The following is a 15,761-nucleotide window of genomic DNA, read 5'->3' as shown; positions in this document are numbered from 1 at the left end:
TGTGGCCGCCTACCTGATCCGACGCCTGTGGCAGATGATCCCGACGCTGATCGGCGTCGTGCTGTTCGTCTTCGCGCTGTTCAAGCTGGTCGGCGACGACCCGGCCGAGATCCTGGCCGGGCTGAACGCGACGCCCGAGCAGGTCAACGTGATCCGCGAGCAGCTCGGGCTGAACGAGCCCTGGTGGGTGCAGCTGGGCATCTTCCTGAAGCAGATCGTCACGCTCGACTGGGGCAAGAGCTGGGCCACGCAGGAGGCCGTGAGCCACATCTTCGCGACGCGGCTGCCGGCCACGCTGACGGTGATGACGCCGATCCTCATTCTCGACACGCTGCTGGCGATCCCGATCGCGCTGGGCGTGGCCTACGTGCGCGGGTCCCTCACCGACCGCGCGCTGATGGTGGCGACGACGGTCGCGCTGTCGATCTCGTTCCTGGTCTACGTGATCGTCGGGCAGTACGTGTTCGGCTTCCAGCTCGGCTGGTTCCCGGTGCAGGGCTGGAGCGACTCGACGTTGAAGAACCTCGCGACCTACGTGCCGCTGCCGGTGCTGCTGGCGGTGGCGGTGGGCGTGTCGCCGCAGACGCGGCTGTACCGCAGCTTCTTCCTCGACGAGCTGGGGCAGGACTACGTGCGCACCGCGCGCGCCAAGGGCCTGGGCGAGGGGCCGGTGCTGTTCAAGCACGTGCTGCGCAACGCGATGATCCCGATCCTCACGAACGTCGGCCTCGCGCTGCCGGGCATCTTCGTCGGCTCGTTCCTGATCGAGGTGTTCTTCTCGATCCCCGGCCTGGGCCGCGAGGTGCTGCTGGCCGTCAACCGCGGCGACTACCCCGTGATCCAGGCCGCGGCGGTGTACCTGGCGATGCTGACGATGCTGATCAACCTGGCGACCGACGTCCTCTACGCGGTGGCCGACCCGAGGGTCGTACTGAAATGAGCGCCGTGATCGATGCGACACCCGTCACGGCCGCGGCGGAACGCTCCGAAGGCGTCTGGCATGCCGCCTGGCGCCGTTTCAAGGGCGACCGCGTCGGCCTGGTGTCGATGCTGATCGTGTTCGCCTTCCTGCTGCTGATCGTCGCCTCGGGCCTGGGCCTGGTGGCCAAGCAGTGGCAGCGCGAGATCGGCGTGCCGAACGCGCCGCCGACGTTGCTGGGCCCGGCGCCGCCCGAGGCCACCGGCGAGATCGTCCAGCCCAAGGGGCCGAACGTCGACATCAGCGATGTCGACCCGCTGGCGCCCAAGTACAAGGAATGGGCCGAGCTGGCGAAGAAGTACCAGACCGAGGCCGCGCCCAAGGCCGAGACCCTGCCCTTCGGCGGCGACCGGCTCGGCCGCGACGTGCTGGCCAAGGCGATCAAGGGCACGCAAGTGTCGGTCGCGGTGGGCGTGCTCGCCGCGCTGCTGGCGACGGTGCTGGGCACGCTGCTGGGCGCACTGTCGGGCTACTTCGGCGGCAAGGTCGGCGATTTCCTCGAGTGGTTGTACGCGGTGTTCACCGCGATCCCCGACATCATGCTGATCCTCGCGCTGGCGGCGGTGCTGAACCGGGCCGACGCGATCATCCCGCGCGGCATCGGCACGGTGGTCGTCATCCTCGGCCTGGTCGGCTGGACGGGGCTGTACCGCCAGGTGCGCGCCGAGTTCATCAAGCACCGCACGCGCGAGTACGTGCGCGCGGCCGAGGCGATCGGCGCGTCGACCGCGTCGCGCATGTTCCGCCACATCCTGCCCAACGTCAGCCACGTGATCCTGGTGCGCATGAGCCTGCTGGTGGTCGGCTTCATCAAGAGCGAGGTGATCCTGTCGTACCTCGGGCTGGGCGTGCCGGTGGACCAGGTGAGCTGGGGCACGATGCTGGCCGAGGCGCAGGGCGAGCTGATCCTCGGCTACTGGTGGCAGCTCGCCGCCGCGACGCTGTTCATGGCGGTGTTCGTCACCGCCTTCTCGCTGATGGCCGATGCGTGGCGAGATGCGCTGGACCCGAAGTTGCGGGGGGCCGAATGACGCTGTTGTCCGTGCAGGATCTGAGAGTCGCCTTCCGCATGGGCGAGGTCGGCGGTGTCGTGCAGCGCGCCGAGGCGGTCGGCCGCGGCGCCGTCGGCGTGAGCTTCGACATCGACGAGCACCAGACGATGGCGCTGGTCGGCGAATCGGGCTCGGGCAAGAGCGTGACGGCGATGTCCATCGTCAACCTGCTGCCCGACAACGCCGAGCGCAGCGGCCGCATCCTGTGGCGGGGCGAAGAAGCGAAGGGCCGCTCCCGAGCTTCTTCGTCCCCCTCGGGGGGCGGGCTGCCGAGCGGCAGCCCAGGGGGCCTTGTTGACCTGGTGCAGGCTGATCGCGCCCGCCTGCGCGCCCTGCGCGGCCGCGAGATCGCCTGCGTCTTCCAGGATCCGATGTCCTCGCTGAACCCGGTGTTCAGCGTCGGCCAGCAACTCATCGAGCCGCTGGTCACGCACCTGGGCATGAAACCCAAGGCCGCGCTGGTGCGCGCCGAGGCCTTGCTCAACGAGGTCGGCATCCCCGAGCCGGCGCGGCGGCTGAAGAGCTACCCGCACGAGCTCTCGGGTGGCCAGCAGCAGCGCGTGATGATCGCGATGGCGCTGGCCTGCGAACCCAAGCTGCTGATCGCCGACGAGCCGACGACCGCGCTGGACGTGACGATCCAGCGCCAGATCCTCGAGCTGCTGGCCGGTCTGAAAGCGAAGCACGGGCTGTCGGTGCTGTTCATCAGCCACGACCTGGCGCTGGTCGGCGAGATCGCCGACCGCGTGGTCGTGATGCGCCAGGGCACCGTGCGCGAGGCCGGGCCGGTGGCGCAGATCTTCAGCGCCCCGCACGACGCCTACACCAAGGCGCTGCTGGCCTGCCGGCCTACGCTGAGCGAGCACAACCCGGCCCGGCTGATGGTGATCGACGACCACATCGCCGGCCGCGGGGCGCGCGCCGCGGCCGAGCCCAAGGACCCGCATGCGCCGGTGGTGCTGGAGGTGAAGTCGCTCGACAAGAGCTTCTGGATCAAGACGGGCGTGTTCGGCAGGAAGCGCGAATTCCAGGCCGTGCGCGACGTGAGCTTCCGCCTGCGGCGCGGCCACACGCTGGGCGTGGTCGGCGAATCGGGCTCGGGCAAGACGACGATGGGGCTGACCCTGTTGCGCCTGCACGAGCCGCATTCGGGCCCGATGAGCGGCGAGGTGCTGTTCGATGGCCGCAACCTGCTGAGCCTGACGGACCGCGAGCGCCAGCCGATGCGCCGGCGCATCCAGATCGTCTTCCAGAACCCCTATGCCTCGCTGAACCCGCGCTTCACGATCGGCCAGACGCTGGTCGAGCCGATGGCGATCCACGGCATCGGCGCGACGCTGGCCGAGCGCGAGCAGCGTGCCCGCGCACTGCTCGGCAAGGTCGGCCTGGACGACCGTGCGTTCGGCAAGTACCCGCACGAATTCTCCGGCGGCCAGCGCCAGCGCATCGCGATCGCCCGCTGCCTGACGCTGAACCCCGAGGTGCTGGTGCTCGACGAAGCGGTCAGCGCGCTCGACGTGTCGGTGCAGGCCCAGGTGCTGAACCTTTTGCGCGACCTGCAGGACGAACTCGGCCTGGCCTACCTCTTCATCAGCCACGACCTGGCGGTGGTGCGCTTCATCGCCGACGAGGTGCTGGTGATGAAGAACGGCGAGGTCGTCGAACAGGCCAGCGCCGAGGCCATCCTGCGGGCGCCGCAGCACGACTACACCCGCAAGCTGATCGGCGCCGTGCCGCGGGGCTGGCAGCCGGCGGCCCAGCCCGCCTAGCGTCCCGGGCGGGCGCCTAGGGCCTGTTAACACTACGGAGACCCGTGCGAACGGCCCGTTCCCGAAGGGTTGCCGCCAGAACAGCCGACCGCGGCGTTGCAAAGCCTCGCCGGGGCAGCACCCCGGCTTCGTTTTGCGCCTTGCGCTCGACTTGTTCTGGTGGCAACGCATCGGGCCTCCGTAGTGTTAACAGGCCCTAGTCGTTCATTTGCGCCGCCTGCTTCGCCAGGTGCTCCACCTCTTCGGTGATGCGGGCCAGGATCTGCGCGACGGCGGCGAACTCGCGGCCGGCCTCGCCCGCCCGGGCTGCGCCGACACGGGCGTTGAAGGTGACGATGCGCGCCTCGCGGGCGACGCGGTGGATGCGCTCGATCAGCGCCGCGGTGTGGCGGCGCTGGGCCTGGGCGGCGTCCATCGCCAGCGTCTCGTAGAGCTGGGTCAGGCGCTGCAGCACGCTGAGCACCGGCGTGGCCTGCGCGGCGAGCCGGGCCACGGCCGCGGGGGCCGCGCCGGGGCGCAGGGACTGCTCGGCCAGGGCGACGAACTCGCGGATCGCCCGGTCGGCGCCCTGCCGGCCGTGGAAGGCGTCGACCAGGCGCACGTCACTCGGCATCGGCAGCTCGGGGTGGCCGCGGCTGAGCATGTCGTGGCTGCGCAGGAACAGCGCCAGCGCATCGCGTGCGACCTCGGCGGCTGATGCGTCGCCCTGCGCGGCCAGCAAGGCGTGCAGGATGATGCGCTGCGACAGCATGCGCTGCCGCCCGGCCTGGTTGACGAGTTGCGTCCACTCCTCGGTGCCGAGGTGGGACGACTGGTGCAGGCGCGGCGGCAGCGGCGGCTTCGCAGCCGGGGTCGGGATGGTGGCGGGCTGGTTCATGGGCGCACTCCGGCGGTGCAGGGTCAGGGCAAGGGCGGGGCGAGCTTGCCGAGACAGACCCGGGTACGTCGCCCGACACCACGGTATGCAAGGCCCATGCCGCGCACCGGGCTGCAAAGAGGGGTGTGCTGGACTAGGATCTGCACCATGTCGCGCATGCCCTCGCCGTGGCCCGCTGGGTACCTGGCGCCGGCCACCTGGCTGGCGGCCGTAGCGCTGACCATGCAGGCCATCCCGGCCGAGTCCGCCGACTCCGCCAGCGACGCCGCGCGCCACGAGGTCGACGCCGCCGTCGACCCGGTTTGGCCGCGCAGCCCGCAGGAGGTGCTGCGGGTGCTCGCGATCCACCGCTTCGCCGACACCCAGCAGCAGGTGCTGGCCCGCCACCCCGAGGCGCCGGCGCGCGTCGTCGTCGACATCGTCATCGGGGCCGACGGCCGCGTGCTGGGCTGCGCCGGCAGCCCGTCGGCGCCCGCGCTGCCGGCGCCGCTGGTGCAGGCGCTGTGCGAACCGCTGCGGGCGATGTACTTCGGCCGCAAGCCGGCCGGTTCCGCGCCGGTCGGCCAGCCGCTGGTGGTCCGCGAAGCGGCCACGCCGGCCTCGGCGCCGGCACGCTGACGCTGCCGGCGCCACGCGACAACCCCGAGCCGGCACGGGGCGCCGGGCTCCTACACTGCCCGCGGGTCCGGCACGGACCGTGCATGCCCCGTCGCCACAACAAGCCACCCCACGAGGAGAGTGCCCGATGAGTCTGCTTCCCACCTGGCGCGAGGTGCCGGCCCAGGCCGGCCGCGTCGTTGCCCCCGATGAACGCCTGCCCTGGCCGCAGACCGCGGCGCTGGGCGTGCAGCACGTGATCGCGATGTTCGGCGCGACCGTGCTGGCGCCGATCCTGATGGGGTTCGATCCGAACGTCGCAATCCTGATGTCGGGCATCGGCACGCTGATCTTCTTCCTCGTCGTCGGCGGGCAGGTGCCGAGCTACCTCGGCTCGAGCTTCGCGTTCATCGGCGTCGTGATCGCCGCCACCGGCTACGCGGGCGGCGGGGCGAACGCCAACATCGGTGTCGCGCTCGGCGGCATCGTCGTCTGCGGCTTCGTCTACGCGCTGATCGGCCTGCTCGTGATGGGCATCGGCACCGCGTGGATCGAGAAGGTCATGCCGCCGGTGGTGACCGGTGCGGTGGTCGCGGTGATCGGGCTGAACCTGGCCGGCATCCCGATCAAGAACATGGCGCCGACCGATTTCGACAAGTGGATGCAGGCGGTGACCTTCGTCTGCGTCGGCCTGGTGGCGGTGCGCACCAGCGGCATGCTGCAGCGCCTGCTGATCCTGATCGGGCTGATCCTCGCGACCATCATCTACGCGGTGCTGGCCAACGGCATGGGGTGGGCCAAGCCGATCGACACCGCCGGCATCGCGGCGGCGGCCTGGTTCGGCGCGCCGCATTTCGCGGCGCCGGTGTTCGACGGCCACGCCATCCTGCTGATCGCGCCGGTGGCGATCATCCTGGTGGCCGAGAACCTGGGCCACGTGAAGGCGGTGGGGGCGATGACCGGCCGCCACCTCGACCCGTACATCGGCCGCGCCTTCCTCGGCGATGGCATCGCCACCATCGTCTCGGGCAGCGCCGGGGGCACGGGCGTGACGACGTACGCCGAGAACATCGGCGTGATGGCGGCGACCAAGATCTACTCGACGGCGATGTTCGTCGTCGCGGCGCTGATCGCGATCCTGCTGGGCTTTTCGCCGAAGTTCGGTGCGCTGATCCAGGCCATCCCGCTGCCGGTGATGGGGGGCGTGTCGATCGTCGTGTTCGGCCTGATCGCGGTGGCGGGCGCCAAGATCTGGGTCGACAACAAGGTCGACTTCTCGGACAACGGCAACCTGATCGTCGCCGCCGTCACGCTGGTGCTGGGCACCGGCGACTACACGCTGAAGTTCGGCGGCTTCGCGCTCGGCGGCATCGGCACCGCCACCTTCGGGGCGATCCTGCTGCACGCGCTGCTGAAGAAGCGGAGCTGAAGCCAGCTTGTCGTACAACTGTATGATGGTGCCACACGACTGTCCGCCATGAACGACCTTGCCACCCCGCCGCGCCGCCGCCCGCGCAGCCTCGCCCAGGAACTGGTCGACGCGCTGGGCGACCGCATCCGCGACGGGCGGTTGAAGCAGGGCGACAAGCTGCCCACCGAGGCGGCGATCATGGGCGAATACGGGGTCAGCCGCACGGTCGTGCGCGAGGCGATCTCACGCCTGCAGGCGGCCGGCGCGGTCGAGACGCGGCACGGCATCGGCACCTTCGTCGTCGGGCTGGGCACGGGTGGCGCCTTCCACATCTCGCAGGAGCGGCTGACCACGCTGCGCGACGTGGTGGCCATGCTCGAGCTGCGCATCGGCCTGGAAACCGAGGCCGCCGCGCTCGCGGCGCAGCGCCGCACGCCGGACAACCTGGCCGCGATGCGCCACGCGCTGGCGGCGTTCGCCCAGGCGGTGGACGAGGGCCGTGACGCCGTGGGCGCCGACTTCCAGCTGCACCTGGAAATCGCCCGCGCGACCCAGAACCGCCATTACGGCGAGCTGCTCGGCGCGCTCGGCACCACCATCATCCCGCGCGCCCGGCTGGAGCCCGATCAGGTGCTGAGCGCCGAGCGCCGCGCCTTCCTGCAGCGGGTCCATGCCGAGCACGAGAGCATCGTCGACGCGATCGAGGCGCAGGATGCCGAAGGCGCCCGCGCTGCGATGCGCACCCACCTTGCCAACAGCCGCGAGCGCCGCCGAAAGGCCGCGGAGGCATAGAGCTCGCGACCGTCCCTCTTCCCCTTTCGGTCGATCTAGTGGTACGATGTCCTACCACTTGACGGAGCCTTTCATGTCGCCGAACGAACTCCAGCGTGCCTTGTCGTCGGGCCTGCTGTCCTTCCCGCTGACCGATTTCGATGCCGCGCTGCGCTTCGCGCCGAGCGCCTATGCCGAGCGCCTGGAGTGGTTGATGCCCTACGGCGCGACGGTGCTGTTCGCGGCCGGCGGCACCGGCGAGTTCTTCTCGCTCGAGCCCGGCGAGTACGCCCAGGTGGTGAAGACGGCCGCCGAGACCTGCCGCGGCCAGGTGCCCATCGTCGCCGGTGCCGGCGGCGGCACCACGCTGGCCATCACCTACGCGCAAGCAGCCGAGGCCCAGGGCGCCCAGGGCATCCTGCTGCTGCCGCACTACCTGACCGAGGCGACGCAGGACGGCCTGGTCGCGCACGTCGAGGCGGTGTGCAAGAGCGTGAAGATTGGCGTCGTCGTCTACAACCGCGGGGCCTGCCGGCTCAATGCCGATTCGCTGCTGAAACTGGCCGACCGCTGCCCCAACCTGATCGGCTTCAAGGACGGTCTGGGCGACATCGAGCGCGTCGTGCAGATCCGCCGGCGCCTGGGCGACCGCTTCGTCTACATCGGCGGCATGCCCACCCACGAGGTCTACGCCGAGGCCTACCAGGCGCTCGGCGTGCCGGTGTACTCGTCGGCCGTCTTCAACTTCATTCCGCGCACGGCGATCGAGTTCTACAAGGCCTACGCCGCCGGCGACACCGCCACCACCGGCCGGCTGATCGACGAGTTCTTCCTGCCCTACCTCGAGATCCGCAACAAGGGCGAAGGCTATGCGGTCAGCATCGTCAAGGCCGGCGCGACGATCGTCGGCCACGGTGCCGGCCCGGTGCGGCCGCCGCTGTCGGACCTGAAGCCGGCGGAAGTCGAGCAGCTTCGCGCGCTGGTCGAGCGCCTCGGGCCCCAATGACACCGCACCACGGGAGACACCCCATGCTGAAGAAGATCCTCGCCAGCGTCGCGCTCGCGGCGGCCGCCGCCGGCGCCGCCGCCGCCTACCCCGACAAGCCGGTGACCCTGGTCGTGCCCTTCCCGCCCGGCGGCTCGACCGACACCATCGCCCGCACCCTCGCGCCGAAGCTGCAGGAGCGCCTGGGCGGCAGCTTCATCGTCGACAACAAGGCTGGCGCCACCGGCACCATCGGCGCCGCGCAGGTCAAGCGCGCGCCGGCGGACGGCTACACGCTGCTGGTGTCGTCGCTGGGCCCCTACGTGATCGCGCCGCATCTGATCAAGGGCGTGCAGTACGACGCGCTGAAGGATTTCGACTTGCTCACGGTGGCGGTCCAGGCGCCCAACGTGCTCGTCGTGCCGGCCGCCTCGCCGCTGAAGAGCATGGGCGAGCTGCTGGCCGAGCTGAAGAAGCAGCCCGGCAAGCTGAGCTTCGCTTCGTCCGGCAACGGCTCGTCGGATCACCTGACGGCCGAGCTGTTCTGGCAGCAGACCGGCACCAGCGCCGTGCACGTGCCCTACAAGGGCGGCGCACCGGCCATCACCGACCTGCTGGGCGGCGTGGTCGATGCTTCGTTCCAGAACATCAACGCGGTGGTCCAGCACATCGTCAGCGGCAAGCTGCGCGCACTGGCCATCACCGGCGACAGGCGCTCGGCCCTGCTGCCGCAGGTGCCGACGATGGCCGAAGCCGGCGTCAAGGGCGTGGACGTGTACTCCTGGCAGGCCGTGGCCGCGCCGAAGGGCCTGCCCGCCGACGTGAAGGCCAGGCTGCACGCCGCGCTGGTCGGCGCGCTGAACGAGCCGGCCATCAAGAGCAAGCTGCAGGAGCAGGGCTTCGAGATCGTCGCCAACACGCCCGAGCAGTTCGCCCGCTTCCAGGCGGCCGAGTACGCCCGCTGGAAGCAGGTCATCGAGACCGGCAAGATCACGGCCGACTGATGGCCCACCCCCGTATTCAAGCCATTCACCATGAACGACTCCCCACGCGTTCGCCAGATGCGCGTCGTGCCGGTCGCCGGCCGCGACGGCATGCTGCTGAACCTGTCCGGTGCGCATGCCCCCTTCTTCACCCGCAACCTGGTGATCCTCACCGACTCGGCCGGCCACACCGGCGTCGGCGAGGTGCCCGGCGGCGAGAAGATCCGCCAGACGCTGGAGGACGCCCGCGTGCTGGTCGAGGGCCGGGGCATCGGCGAGCTGCACGCCATCCTGCAGCGCATGCACGAGCGCTTCGCCGATCGTGATGCCGGCGGCCGCGGCCTGCAGACCTTCGATCTGCGCACGGCGATCCACGCAGTGACCGCGGTCGAGGCCGCGCTGCTGGACCTGCAGGGCCAGCACCTCGGCGTGCCGGTGGCCGCCCTGCTCGGCGAAGGCCAGCAGCGTGATGCCGTGCGTATGCTCGGCTACCTGTTCTACGTCGGCGATCGCACGGCAACCGACCTGCCCTACCGCAGCGAGCCCGAGGCCGGCGACGATTGGCTGCGCCTGCGTCACGAGCCGGCGCTGACGCCCGACGCGGTGGTGCGCCTGGCCGAGGCGGCCCACACGCGCTACGGCTTCGAGGATTTCAAGCTCAAGGGCGGCGTGCTGCGGCCGGAAGAAGAAGTCGAGGCGATCCGCGCGCTGCACGAGCGCTTCCCGACCGCCCGCATCACGCTGGACCCGAACGGCGGCTGGCTGCTGAACGATGCGGTGCGGGTGCTGAAAGGCCTGCACGGCGTGCTCGCCTACGCCGAGGACCCCTGCGGCGCCGAGGACGGCTTCTCGGGCCGCGAGGTGATGGCCGAGTTCCGCCGCGCCACTGGTCTGCCGACGGCGACCAACATGGTCGCCACCGACTGGCGCCAGCTGGTGCACGCGCTGTCGCTGCAGGCGGTGGACATCCCGCTGGCCGACCCGCACTTCTGGACCATGGCCGGCGCGGTGCGCGTGGCGCAGACCTGCCGCGACTGGGGCCTGACCTGGGGCTCGCACTCGAACAACCATTTCGACGTGTCGCTGGCCATGTTCACCCACGCCGCCGCGGCCGCGCCGGGGCGGGTCACCGCGATCGACACCCACTGGATCTGGCAGGACGGCCAGCGCCTGACCAAGGACCCGCTGAAGATCGAAGGCGGCCTGGTGCGGGTGCCGGCCAAGCCCGGACTCGGCATCGAGCTCGACCTGGCCGAGGTCGAGAAGGCGAACCGTCTGTACCAGCAGCACGGCCTCGGGGCGCGCGATGATGCGGTGGCCATGCAATACCTGATGCCCGGCTGGCGCTTCGACCCGAAGCGGCCTTGCCTGGTGCGCTGACTCCACTCCACGAGAGGCACACGATGTTCAAGAACCTGATCGGCGGCGAATGGGTCGAAGGCCCGCGCACGACCCGCAACATCAACCCCAGCGACACGCGCGACGTGGTCGGCGAATACGCCCAGGCCGACGCGGCCCAGGCGCGCCAGGCGGTGGCCGCGGCGCAGCAGGCCTTCGGCGCCTGGTCGCTGTCGACCCCGCAGCAGCGCTTCGACATCCTCGACGCCGCGGGCACCGAGATCCTGGCCCGCCGGGCGGCGCTGGGCGACCTGCTGGCGCGCGAGGAGGGCAAGACCCTGCCCGAGGCCATCGGCGAGGTCGTGCGCGCCGGCAACATCTTCAAGTTCTTCGCCGGCGAGGCCCTGCGCACCGGCGGCGAGGTGCTGCCCTCGGTGCGGCCCGGCGTCGGGGTCGAGGTCACGCGCGAGCCGGTCGGCGTGGTGGGCCTGATCACGCCGTGGAACTTCCCGATCGCGATTCCCGCCTGGAAGATCGCGCCGGCGCTGGCCTGCGGCAACACGGTGGTCTTCAAGCCGGCCGAGCTGGTGCCGGGCTCGGCCTGGGCGCTGGCCGACATCCTGCAGCGCGCCGGCCTGCCGGCGGGCGTGTTCAACCTGGTGATGGGGCGCGGCGTGGAGGTCGGCCAGGTGCTGCTGGACGACCCGCGCGTGGCGGCCATCAGCTTCACCGGCTCAGTGGCCACCGGCCAGCGCATCGCGGCGGCCTGCGTCGCGCGCATGGCCAAGTTCCAGCTGGAGATGGGCGGCAAGAACCCGATGGTCGTGCTCGACGATGCCGACCTCGACATCGCCGTCGCGGCCGCGCTGAACAGCGGCTTCTCCTCGACCGGACAGCGCTGCACGGCGTCATCGCGCCTGATCGTCACCGACGGCATCCATGACCGTTTCGTCGCGGCCATGGCCGAGCGGATCGCCTCGCTGAAGGTCGACGACGCGCGCAAGGCCGGCACCGACATCGGCCCGGTGGTCGACCAGAGCCAGCTCGAGCAGGACCTGGAATACCTCGACATCGGCCGTGCCGAGGGCGCGCGGCTGCTGGGCGGCGAGCGCATCGAGCACAACGCCGACGGTGCGCCGGGCTTCTACCTGCGCCCGGCGCTGTTCACCGAGACCACGGCCGCCATGCGCATCAACCGCGAGGAGATCTTCGGCCCGGTCGTCAGCGTGATGCGTGCGAAGAACTACGACGAGGCGCTGGCGCTGGCCAACGACTCGCCGTTCGGCCTGTCGGCCGGCATCGCCACCAGCTCGCTGAAGCACGCGACGCATTTCAAGCGCCACATGCAGGCCGGCATGGTGATGGTCAACCTGCCGACCGCCGGCGTCGACTTCCACGTGCCCTTCGGCGGCCGCAAGGGCTCGAGCTACGGCCCGCGCGAGCAGGGCCGCTACGCCGCCGAGTTCTACACGACGGTGAAGACGGCCTACACGCAGGCCTGATCCGAGGAGATGGCCTGCGCGGCGCTCATTCGAGCGTCACGCCGGCCTGCTTGACGACGGCGGCCCAGCGGCTGCGCTCGGCATGGAAGAAGCTCGTCAGCTCCGCCGGGCTCATCGTGCTGACCTCGGCGCCTTGCGACACCAGGCGCTCGCGCACCTCGGGCGAGCGGATGATGCGCGTCAGCTCGGCGGCCACGCGGTTCAGCACCGCCGGCGGCGTGCCGGCCGGCATCAGCACCCCCTGCCAGGTGCCCGATTCAAAGCCCTTGACGCCCTGCTCGGCGATCGTCGGCACGTTGGCCAGCAGCGGCACCCGCGTGCTCTTGGACACGCCCAGCACCTTCAGCTTGCCCGACTGCACCTGGGGCAGCGTGGCGAGCATGCCGTTCATCAGCACCTGCGTCTGGCCCGCGACGGTGTCGCCGATGGCCTGCGAGCCGCCCTTGTAGGGAATGTAGGTCCACTCGGCCTGGGTGGCCTGCTGCACCGCGACGCCGGCCAGGTGCGGTGCGCTGCCGATGGCGGTGACCGCGAAGTTCAGCGGGCCCTTGTGCGACAGCGCGACCAGCTCCTGCAGGTTGTTGGCCGGCACCGACGGGTGCACGACCAGCAGGTGCGGCGAGTAGGCCAGCATCGCGACGCCGCGCAGATCCTTGCTCGGGTCGAAGGGCAGCTGCTTGTAGACCGAGGGCGTGATGGCCAGCGCGCCGACGTCGCACAGCAGCAGCGTGTGGCCGTCGCTGGATTTGGCGACCGCGTCGGTGCCGGTGTTGCCGTTGGCGCCGGGCTTGTTCTCGACGATCACGGTCTGCCTGAGCGCCTCGCCCAGCGGCTGCGAGATTGCGCGGGCGATGATGTCCGACGAGCCGCCGGGTGGGTAGGGCACGACGATGCGGATCGGCTTGTTCGGCCAGGCGGGGGCTTGCGCCGAGGCGGGCGGGGCGAGGGTGCCGGCAGCCAGCGCGGTGGCCGCCAGGGCGAAGCGGCGCAGCGCGGCGCGTCGCTGAGGTGAGGTCATGGTGGGGCTCCCGGTGTGAGCCGATCTCAGCTCAATGTGATGTGGGCGGCCTTGATCACCTCGCCCCACTTGGCGATCTCGGCCTTCTGGAAGGCCTGGACCTGGTCGGGCGTCATCGGCTGCGACAACATGCCCAGCTTGGCCAGGCGCTCCTGCATCTCGGTGCTGGCCAGGATCCGGCCGATCTCGCTGTTGAGCCTCGAGACGATCGCCGCCGGTGTGTTGGCCGGCACGAAGATGGCCTGCCACGACACGACCTCGAAGCCCGGGATGGCGGACTCGGCGATCGTCGGCACGTTCGGCATCGTCGCCAGGCGCTTGGCCGAGGTGACCGCCAGCGCGCGCAGGCGGCCGCCGTCGATCTGCTGCTGCGCGGCGACGGTGGTGTCGAACAGGATGTCGACCTGGCCGCCGATCGTGTCCTGCAGCGCCGGGCCGCTGCCCTTGTACGGGATGTGCGTCAGGCCCTGGCCGCCGAGCTTGAACTTGAACAGCTCCAGCGCCATGTGCTGCGAGGTGCCGTTGCCGGCCGAGCCGGCGGTGATCGGCTTGCCGGCCTGGGCGGCGGCGACCAGGTCGGCCAGCGTCTTGTACGGGCTGTCGGCGCGCACCACCAGCACCAGCGGGTTGGTGCCGATCAGCGAGACCGGCATGAACGAGCCGACCGGGTCGTAGCCCAGCTTGGGGTACAGGTGCAGGTTGATCGCATGCGAGCTGATCGTGCCGCCGAGCAGCGTGTAGCCGTCGGCCGGCGCGCGCGACACCTGCTCGGAGCCGACGCTGCCGCCCGCGCCGGCCTTGTTCTCGACCACGATGGTGGTGCCCAGCGCCGGGCCGAGCTTGTCGGCGATCAGGCGGGCCAGGATGTCCGAGGTGCCGCCGGGCGGGAAGGCGACGACGTAGCTGATCGGCTTGGCCGGGTAACCCTGGGCGAAGGCGCGGGTCAGCGGCGCGGTGGTCAGCAGGCTGAGGCAGGCGGGGGCCAGGAAGGCTCGGCGGGTGAACGGCATGGTGATCTCGCGGCAGTGATGTAGGTCATCGTACAACTAGGCGGTCGATCAGCTCCTGGGGTTTGCCCTGAGGTCGCCACCCTCCGGGTGTATCGGGCTGCGCGGTTGACGTGCGGCACCCCAACAGGTCCAATGTTGTCCGACAACTGCTCACTTCTTCGCCCATGACCCCGCTCACCATCCGTCTGCATGCCGACGACAACGTCGCGATCGTCGCCAACGAGGGCGGCCTGCCGGCGGGCGCGGCGCTGCCGTCCGGCCCGGTGTTGCGCGAGGCGGTGCCGCAGGGCCACAAGGTGGCGCTGGCCGACATCGCCGAGGGCGAGGCGGTGCGCCGCTACGGCGTGCCGATCGGCTTTGCCGCGCAGGCCATCGCGGCCGGGGCCTGGGTGCACGAGCGCCTGCTGCGCATGCCGCCCGCCGCCGGCCTGCAGGCGCTGCCGATGGCCACCGGCGCCGGCCGCGTCGAGCCGCCGCTGGAGGGCTACACCTTCCAGGGCTTGCGCAACGCCGACGGCTCGGTCGGCACGCGCAACCTGCTGGCGATCACGACCACGGTGCAGTGCGTGGCCGGCGTCGTCGAGCATGCGGTGCGGCGCATCCGCGCCGAGCTGCTGCCGCGCTACCCGAACGTCGACGACGTGGTCGCGCTCGAGCATGGCTATGGCTGCGGCGTGGCGATCGACGCGCCGGACGCGGTGATCCCGATCCGCACGCTGCGCCACATCAGCCTGAACCCGAACTTCGGCGGCGAGGTGATGGTGGTGAGCCTGGGCTGCGAGAAGCTGCGCCCCGAGCGCCTGCTGCCGCCGGGGACGAGCACCCGCACGACCCCTCGCACCATCGCGCTGCACGACGAACGACCCGGCAGCGGCGCCGCCGAGCCGGGGCTGGACGTGGTGGTGCTGCAGGACGAGGCCGGCTTCGGCCCGATGCTCGAGCGCATCTGCGAGCGCGCCGAGCAGCATCTGAAGCGGCTGAACGCGCGGCGGCGCGAAACGGTGCCGGCCGCCGAGCTGGTGGTTGGCGTGCAGTGTGGCGGCAGCGACGCGTTCTCGGGCGTCACCGCCAACCCGGCGGTCGGCGTCTGCACCGACCTGCTGGTGCGCGCCGGCGCGACGGTGATGTTCTCCGAGACCACCGAAGTGCGCGACGCGGTGGCGCAGCTCACCGCCCGCGCCGCGACGCCCGAGGTGGCCGAGGCCATCGTGCGCGAGATGGCCTGGTACGACGCCTACCTGGCGCGCGGCCAGGTCGACCGCAGCGCCAACACCACGCCGGGCAACAATGCGGGCGGCCTGGCCAACATCGTCGAGAAGGCCATGGGCTCGGTGGTCAAGTCCGGCTCGGCGCCGATCAGCGCGGTGCTGGCGCCGGGCGAGAAGCTGCCCGCCGGCCGCAAGGGGCTGGTCTACGCCGCCACGCCGGCCAGCGACTTCATCTGCGGCACGCTGCAGCTGGCCGCCGGC

General features: G+C 71.0%; 14 protein-coding genes. 11 read left to right on the top strand and 3 right to left on the bottom strand.

The annotated features are described in order from the left end of the window. The first annotated feature begins 1 nt into the window (after position 1). Genes VJ693_RS24140 through VJ693_RS24130 form a run of 3 tightly spaced genes read left to right on the top strand, consistent with a single transcriptional unit; the run spans position 2 to position 3,800 of the window. The gene (locus tag VJ693_RS24140) at positions 2-940 is read left to right on the top strand and encodes an ABC transporter permease (protein WP_324158501.1); all 939 of its coding nucleotides are present in this window, start codon (positions 2-4) and stop codon (positions 938-940) included. Beyond that, entirely contained in the window at positions 937-2,010 is a 1,074-nt protein-coding gene (locus tag VJ693_RS24135) for an ABC transporter permease (RefSeq protein ID WP_324158499.1), read from the top strand. Before VJ693_RS24140 ends, VJ693_RS24135 begins: the two co-directional genes overlap by 4 nt. Beyond that, entirely contained in the window at positions 2,007-3,800 is a 1,794-nt protein-coding gene (locus VJ693_RS24130) for a dipeptide ABC transporter ATP-binding protein (protein ID WP_324158497.1), read from the top strand. The genes VJ693_RS24135 and VJ693_RS24130 overlap by 4 nt, the downstream gene beginning before the upstream one ends. 196 nt (positions 3,801-3,996) lie before the next feature. Here VJ693_RS24130 and VJ693_RS24125 read toward each other — a convergent pair whose 3' ends face one another. Continuing rightward, positions 3,997-4,677, bottom strand: coding sequence for a type IV pili methyl-accepting chemotaxis transducer N-terminal domain-containing protein (locus VJ693_RS24125; RefSeq protein ID WP_324158496.1), 681 nt, complete (start codon positions 4,675-4,677; stop codon positions 3,997-3,999). A 147-nt stretch (positions 4,678-4,824) separates the two neighbouring features. On the opposite strand from VJ693_RS24125, the gene VJ693_RS24120 reads away from it, so the two are divergent. The 7 genes from VJ693_RS24120 to VJ693_RS24090 all read left to right on the top strand — a co-directional run bounded on the left by VJ693_RS24120 (position 4,825) and on the right by VJ693_RS24090 (position 12,264). Further along, a complete protein-coding gene (locus VJ693_RS24120; protein ID WP_324158494.1) occupies positions 4,825-5,295 on the top strand; it encodes a hypothetical protein in 471 nt (156 codons plus the stop codon). Between the two features lie 127 nt (positions 5,296-5,422). Next, positions 5,423-6,703: a solute carrier family 23 protein gene (locus VJ693_RS24115; RefSeq protein ID WP_324158492.1), complete on the top strand. Its 1,281-nt coding sequence runs from the start codon at positions 5,423-5,425 to the stop codon at positions 6,701-6,703. A 48-nt stretch (positions 6,704-6,751) separates the two neighbouring features. Further along, positions 6,752-7,477 (top strand): FadR/GntR family transcriptional regulator, encoded by a 726-nt coding sequence (locus VJ693_RS24110; protein WP_324158490.1) that lies wholly within the window; start codon positions 6,752-6,754, stop codon positions 7,475-7,477. A 73-nt stretch (positions 7,478-7,550) separates the two neighbouring features. Next, positions 7,551-8,462 carry a 5-dehydro-4-deoxyglucarate dehydratase gene (kdgD, locus tag VJ693_RS24105; RefSeq protein WP_324158488.1) on the top strand — a complete coding sequence of 304 codons (912 nt, stop codon included), beginning with the start codon at positions 7,551-7,553 and terminating at the stop codon, positions 8,460-8,462. A 26-nt stretch (positions 8,463-8,488) separates the two neighbouring features. Next, positions 8,489-9,445, top strand: coding sequence for a tripartite tricarboxylate transporter substrate binding protein (locus VJ693_RS24100; RefSeq protein ID WP_324158613.1), 957 nt, complete (start codon positions 8,489-8,491; stop codon positions 9,443-9,445). Positions 9,446-9,475: 30 nt separating this feature from the next. After that, positions 9,476-10,804 carry a glucarate dehydratase gene (gene gudD, locus VJ693_RS24095; RefSeq protein WP_324158486.1) on the top strand — a complete coding sequence of 443 codons (1,329 nt, stop codon included), beginning with the start codon at positions 9,476-9,478 and terminating at the stop codon, positions 10,802-10,804. A gap of 23 nt (positions 10,805-10,827) precedes the next feature. Then, positions 10,828-12,264, top strand: a complete 1,437-nt coding sequence (locus VJ693_RS24090) for an aldehyde dehydrogenase family protein (RefSeq protein WP_324158484.1) — start codon at positions 10,828-10,830, stop codon at positions 12,262-12,264. A gap of 25 nt (positions 12,265-12,289) precedes the next feature. On the opposite strand, the gene VJ693_RS24085 is transcribed toward VJ693_RS24090, so the two are convergent. Next, positions 12,290-13,282, bottom strand: coding sequence for a tripartite tricarboxylate transporter substrate binding protein (locus VJ693_RS24085; protein WP_324158483.1), 993 nt, complete (start codon positions 13,280-13,282; stop codon positions 12,290-12,292). Positions 13,283-13,308: 26 nt separating this feature from the next. Then, the gene (locus VJ693_RS24080; RefSeq protein WP_324158482.1) at positions 13,309-14,292 is read right to left on the bottom strand and encodes a tripartite tricarboxylate transporter substrate binding protein; all 984 of its coding nucleotides are present in this window, start codon (positions 14,290-14,292) and stop codon (positions 13,309-13,311) included. A 164-nt stretch (positions 14,293-14,456) separates the two neighbouring features. Here VJ693_RS24080 and VJ693_RS24075 point away from each other — a divergent pair. Then, the coding region (locus VJ693_RS24075) for a UxaA family hydrolase (RefSeq protein ID WP_324158480.1) at positions 14,457-15,761 on the top strand (1,305 nt) is incomplete at its 3' end.

Origin of the sequence: Ideonella sp. (assembly GCF_035254525.1) — a bacterium.
Classification (GTDB): Bacteria; Pseudomonadota; Gammaproteobacteria; order Burkholderiales; family Burkholderiaceae_C; genus Ideonella.
The sequence above is the reverse complement of the archived record's forward strand: the minus strand, read 5'-3'. Positions and strand labels throughout refer to the sequence as shown.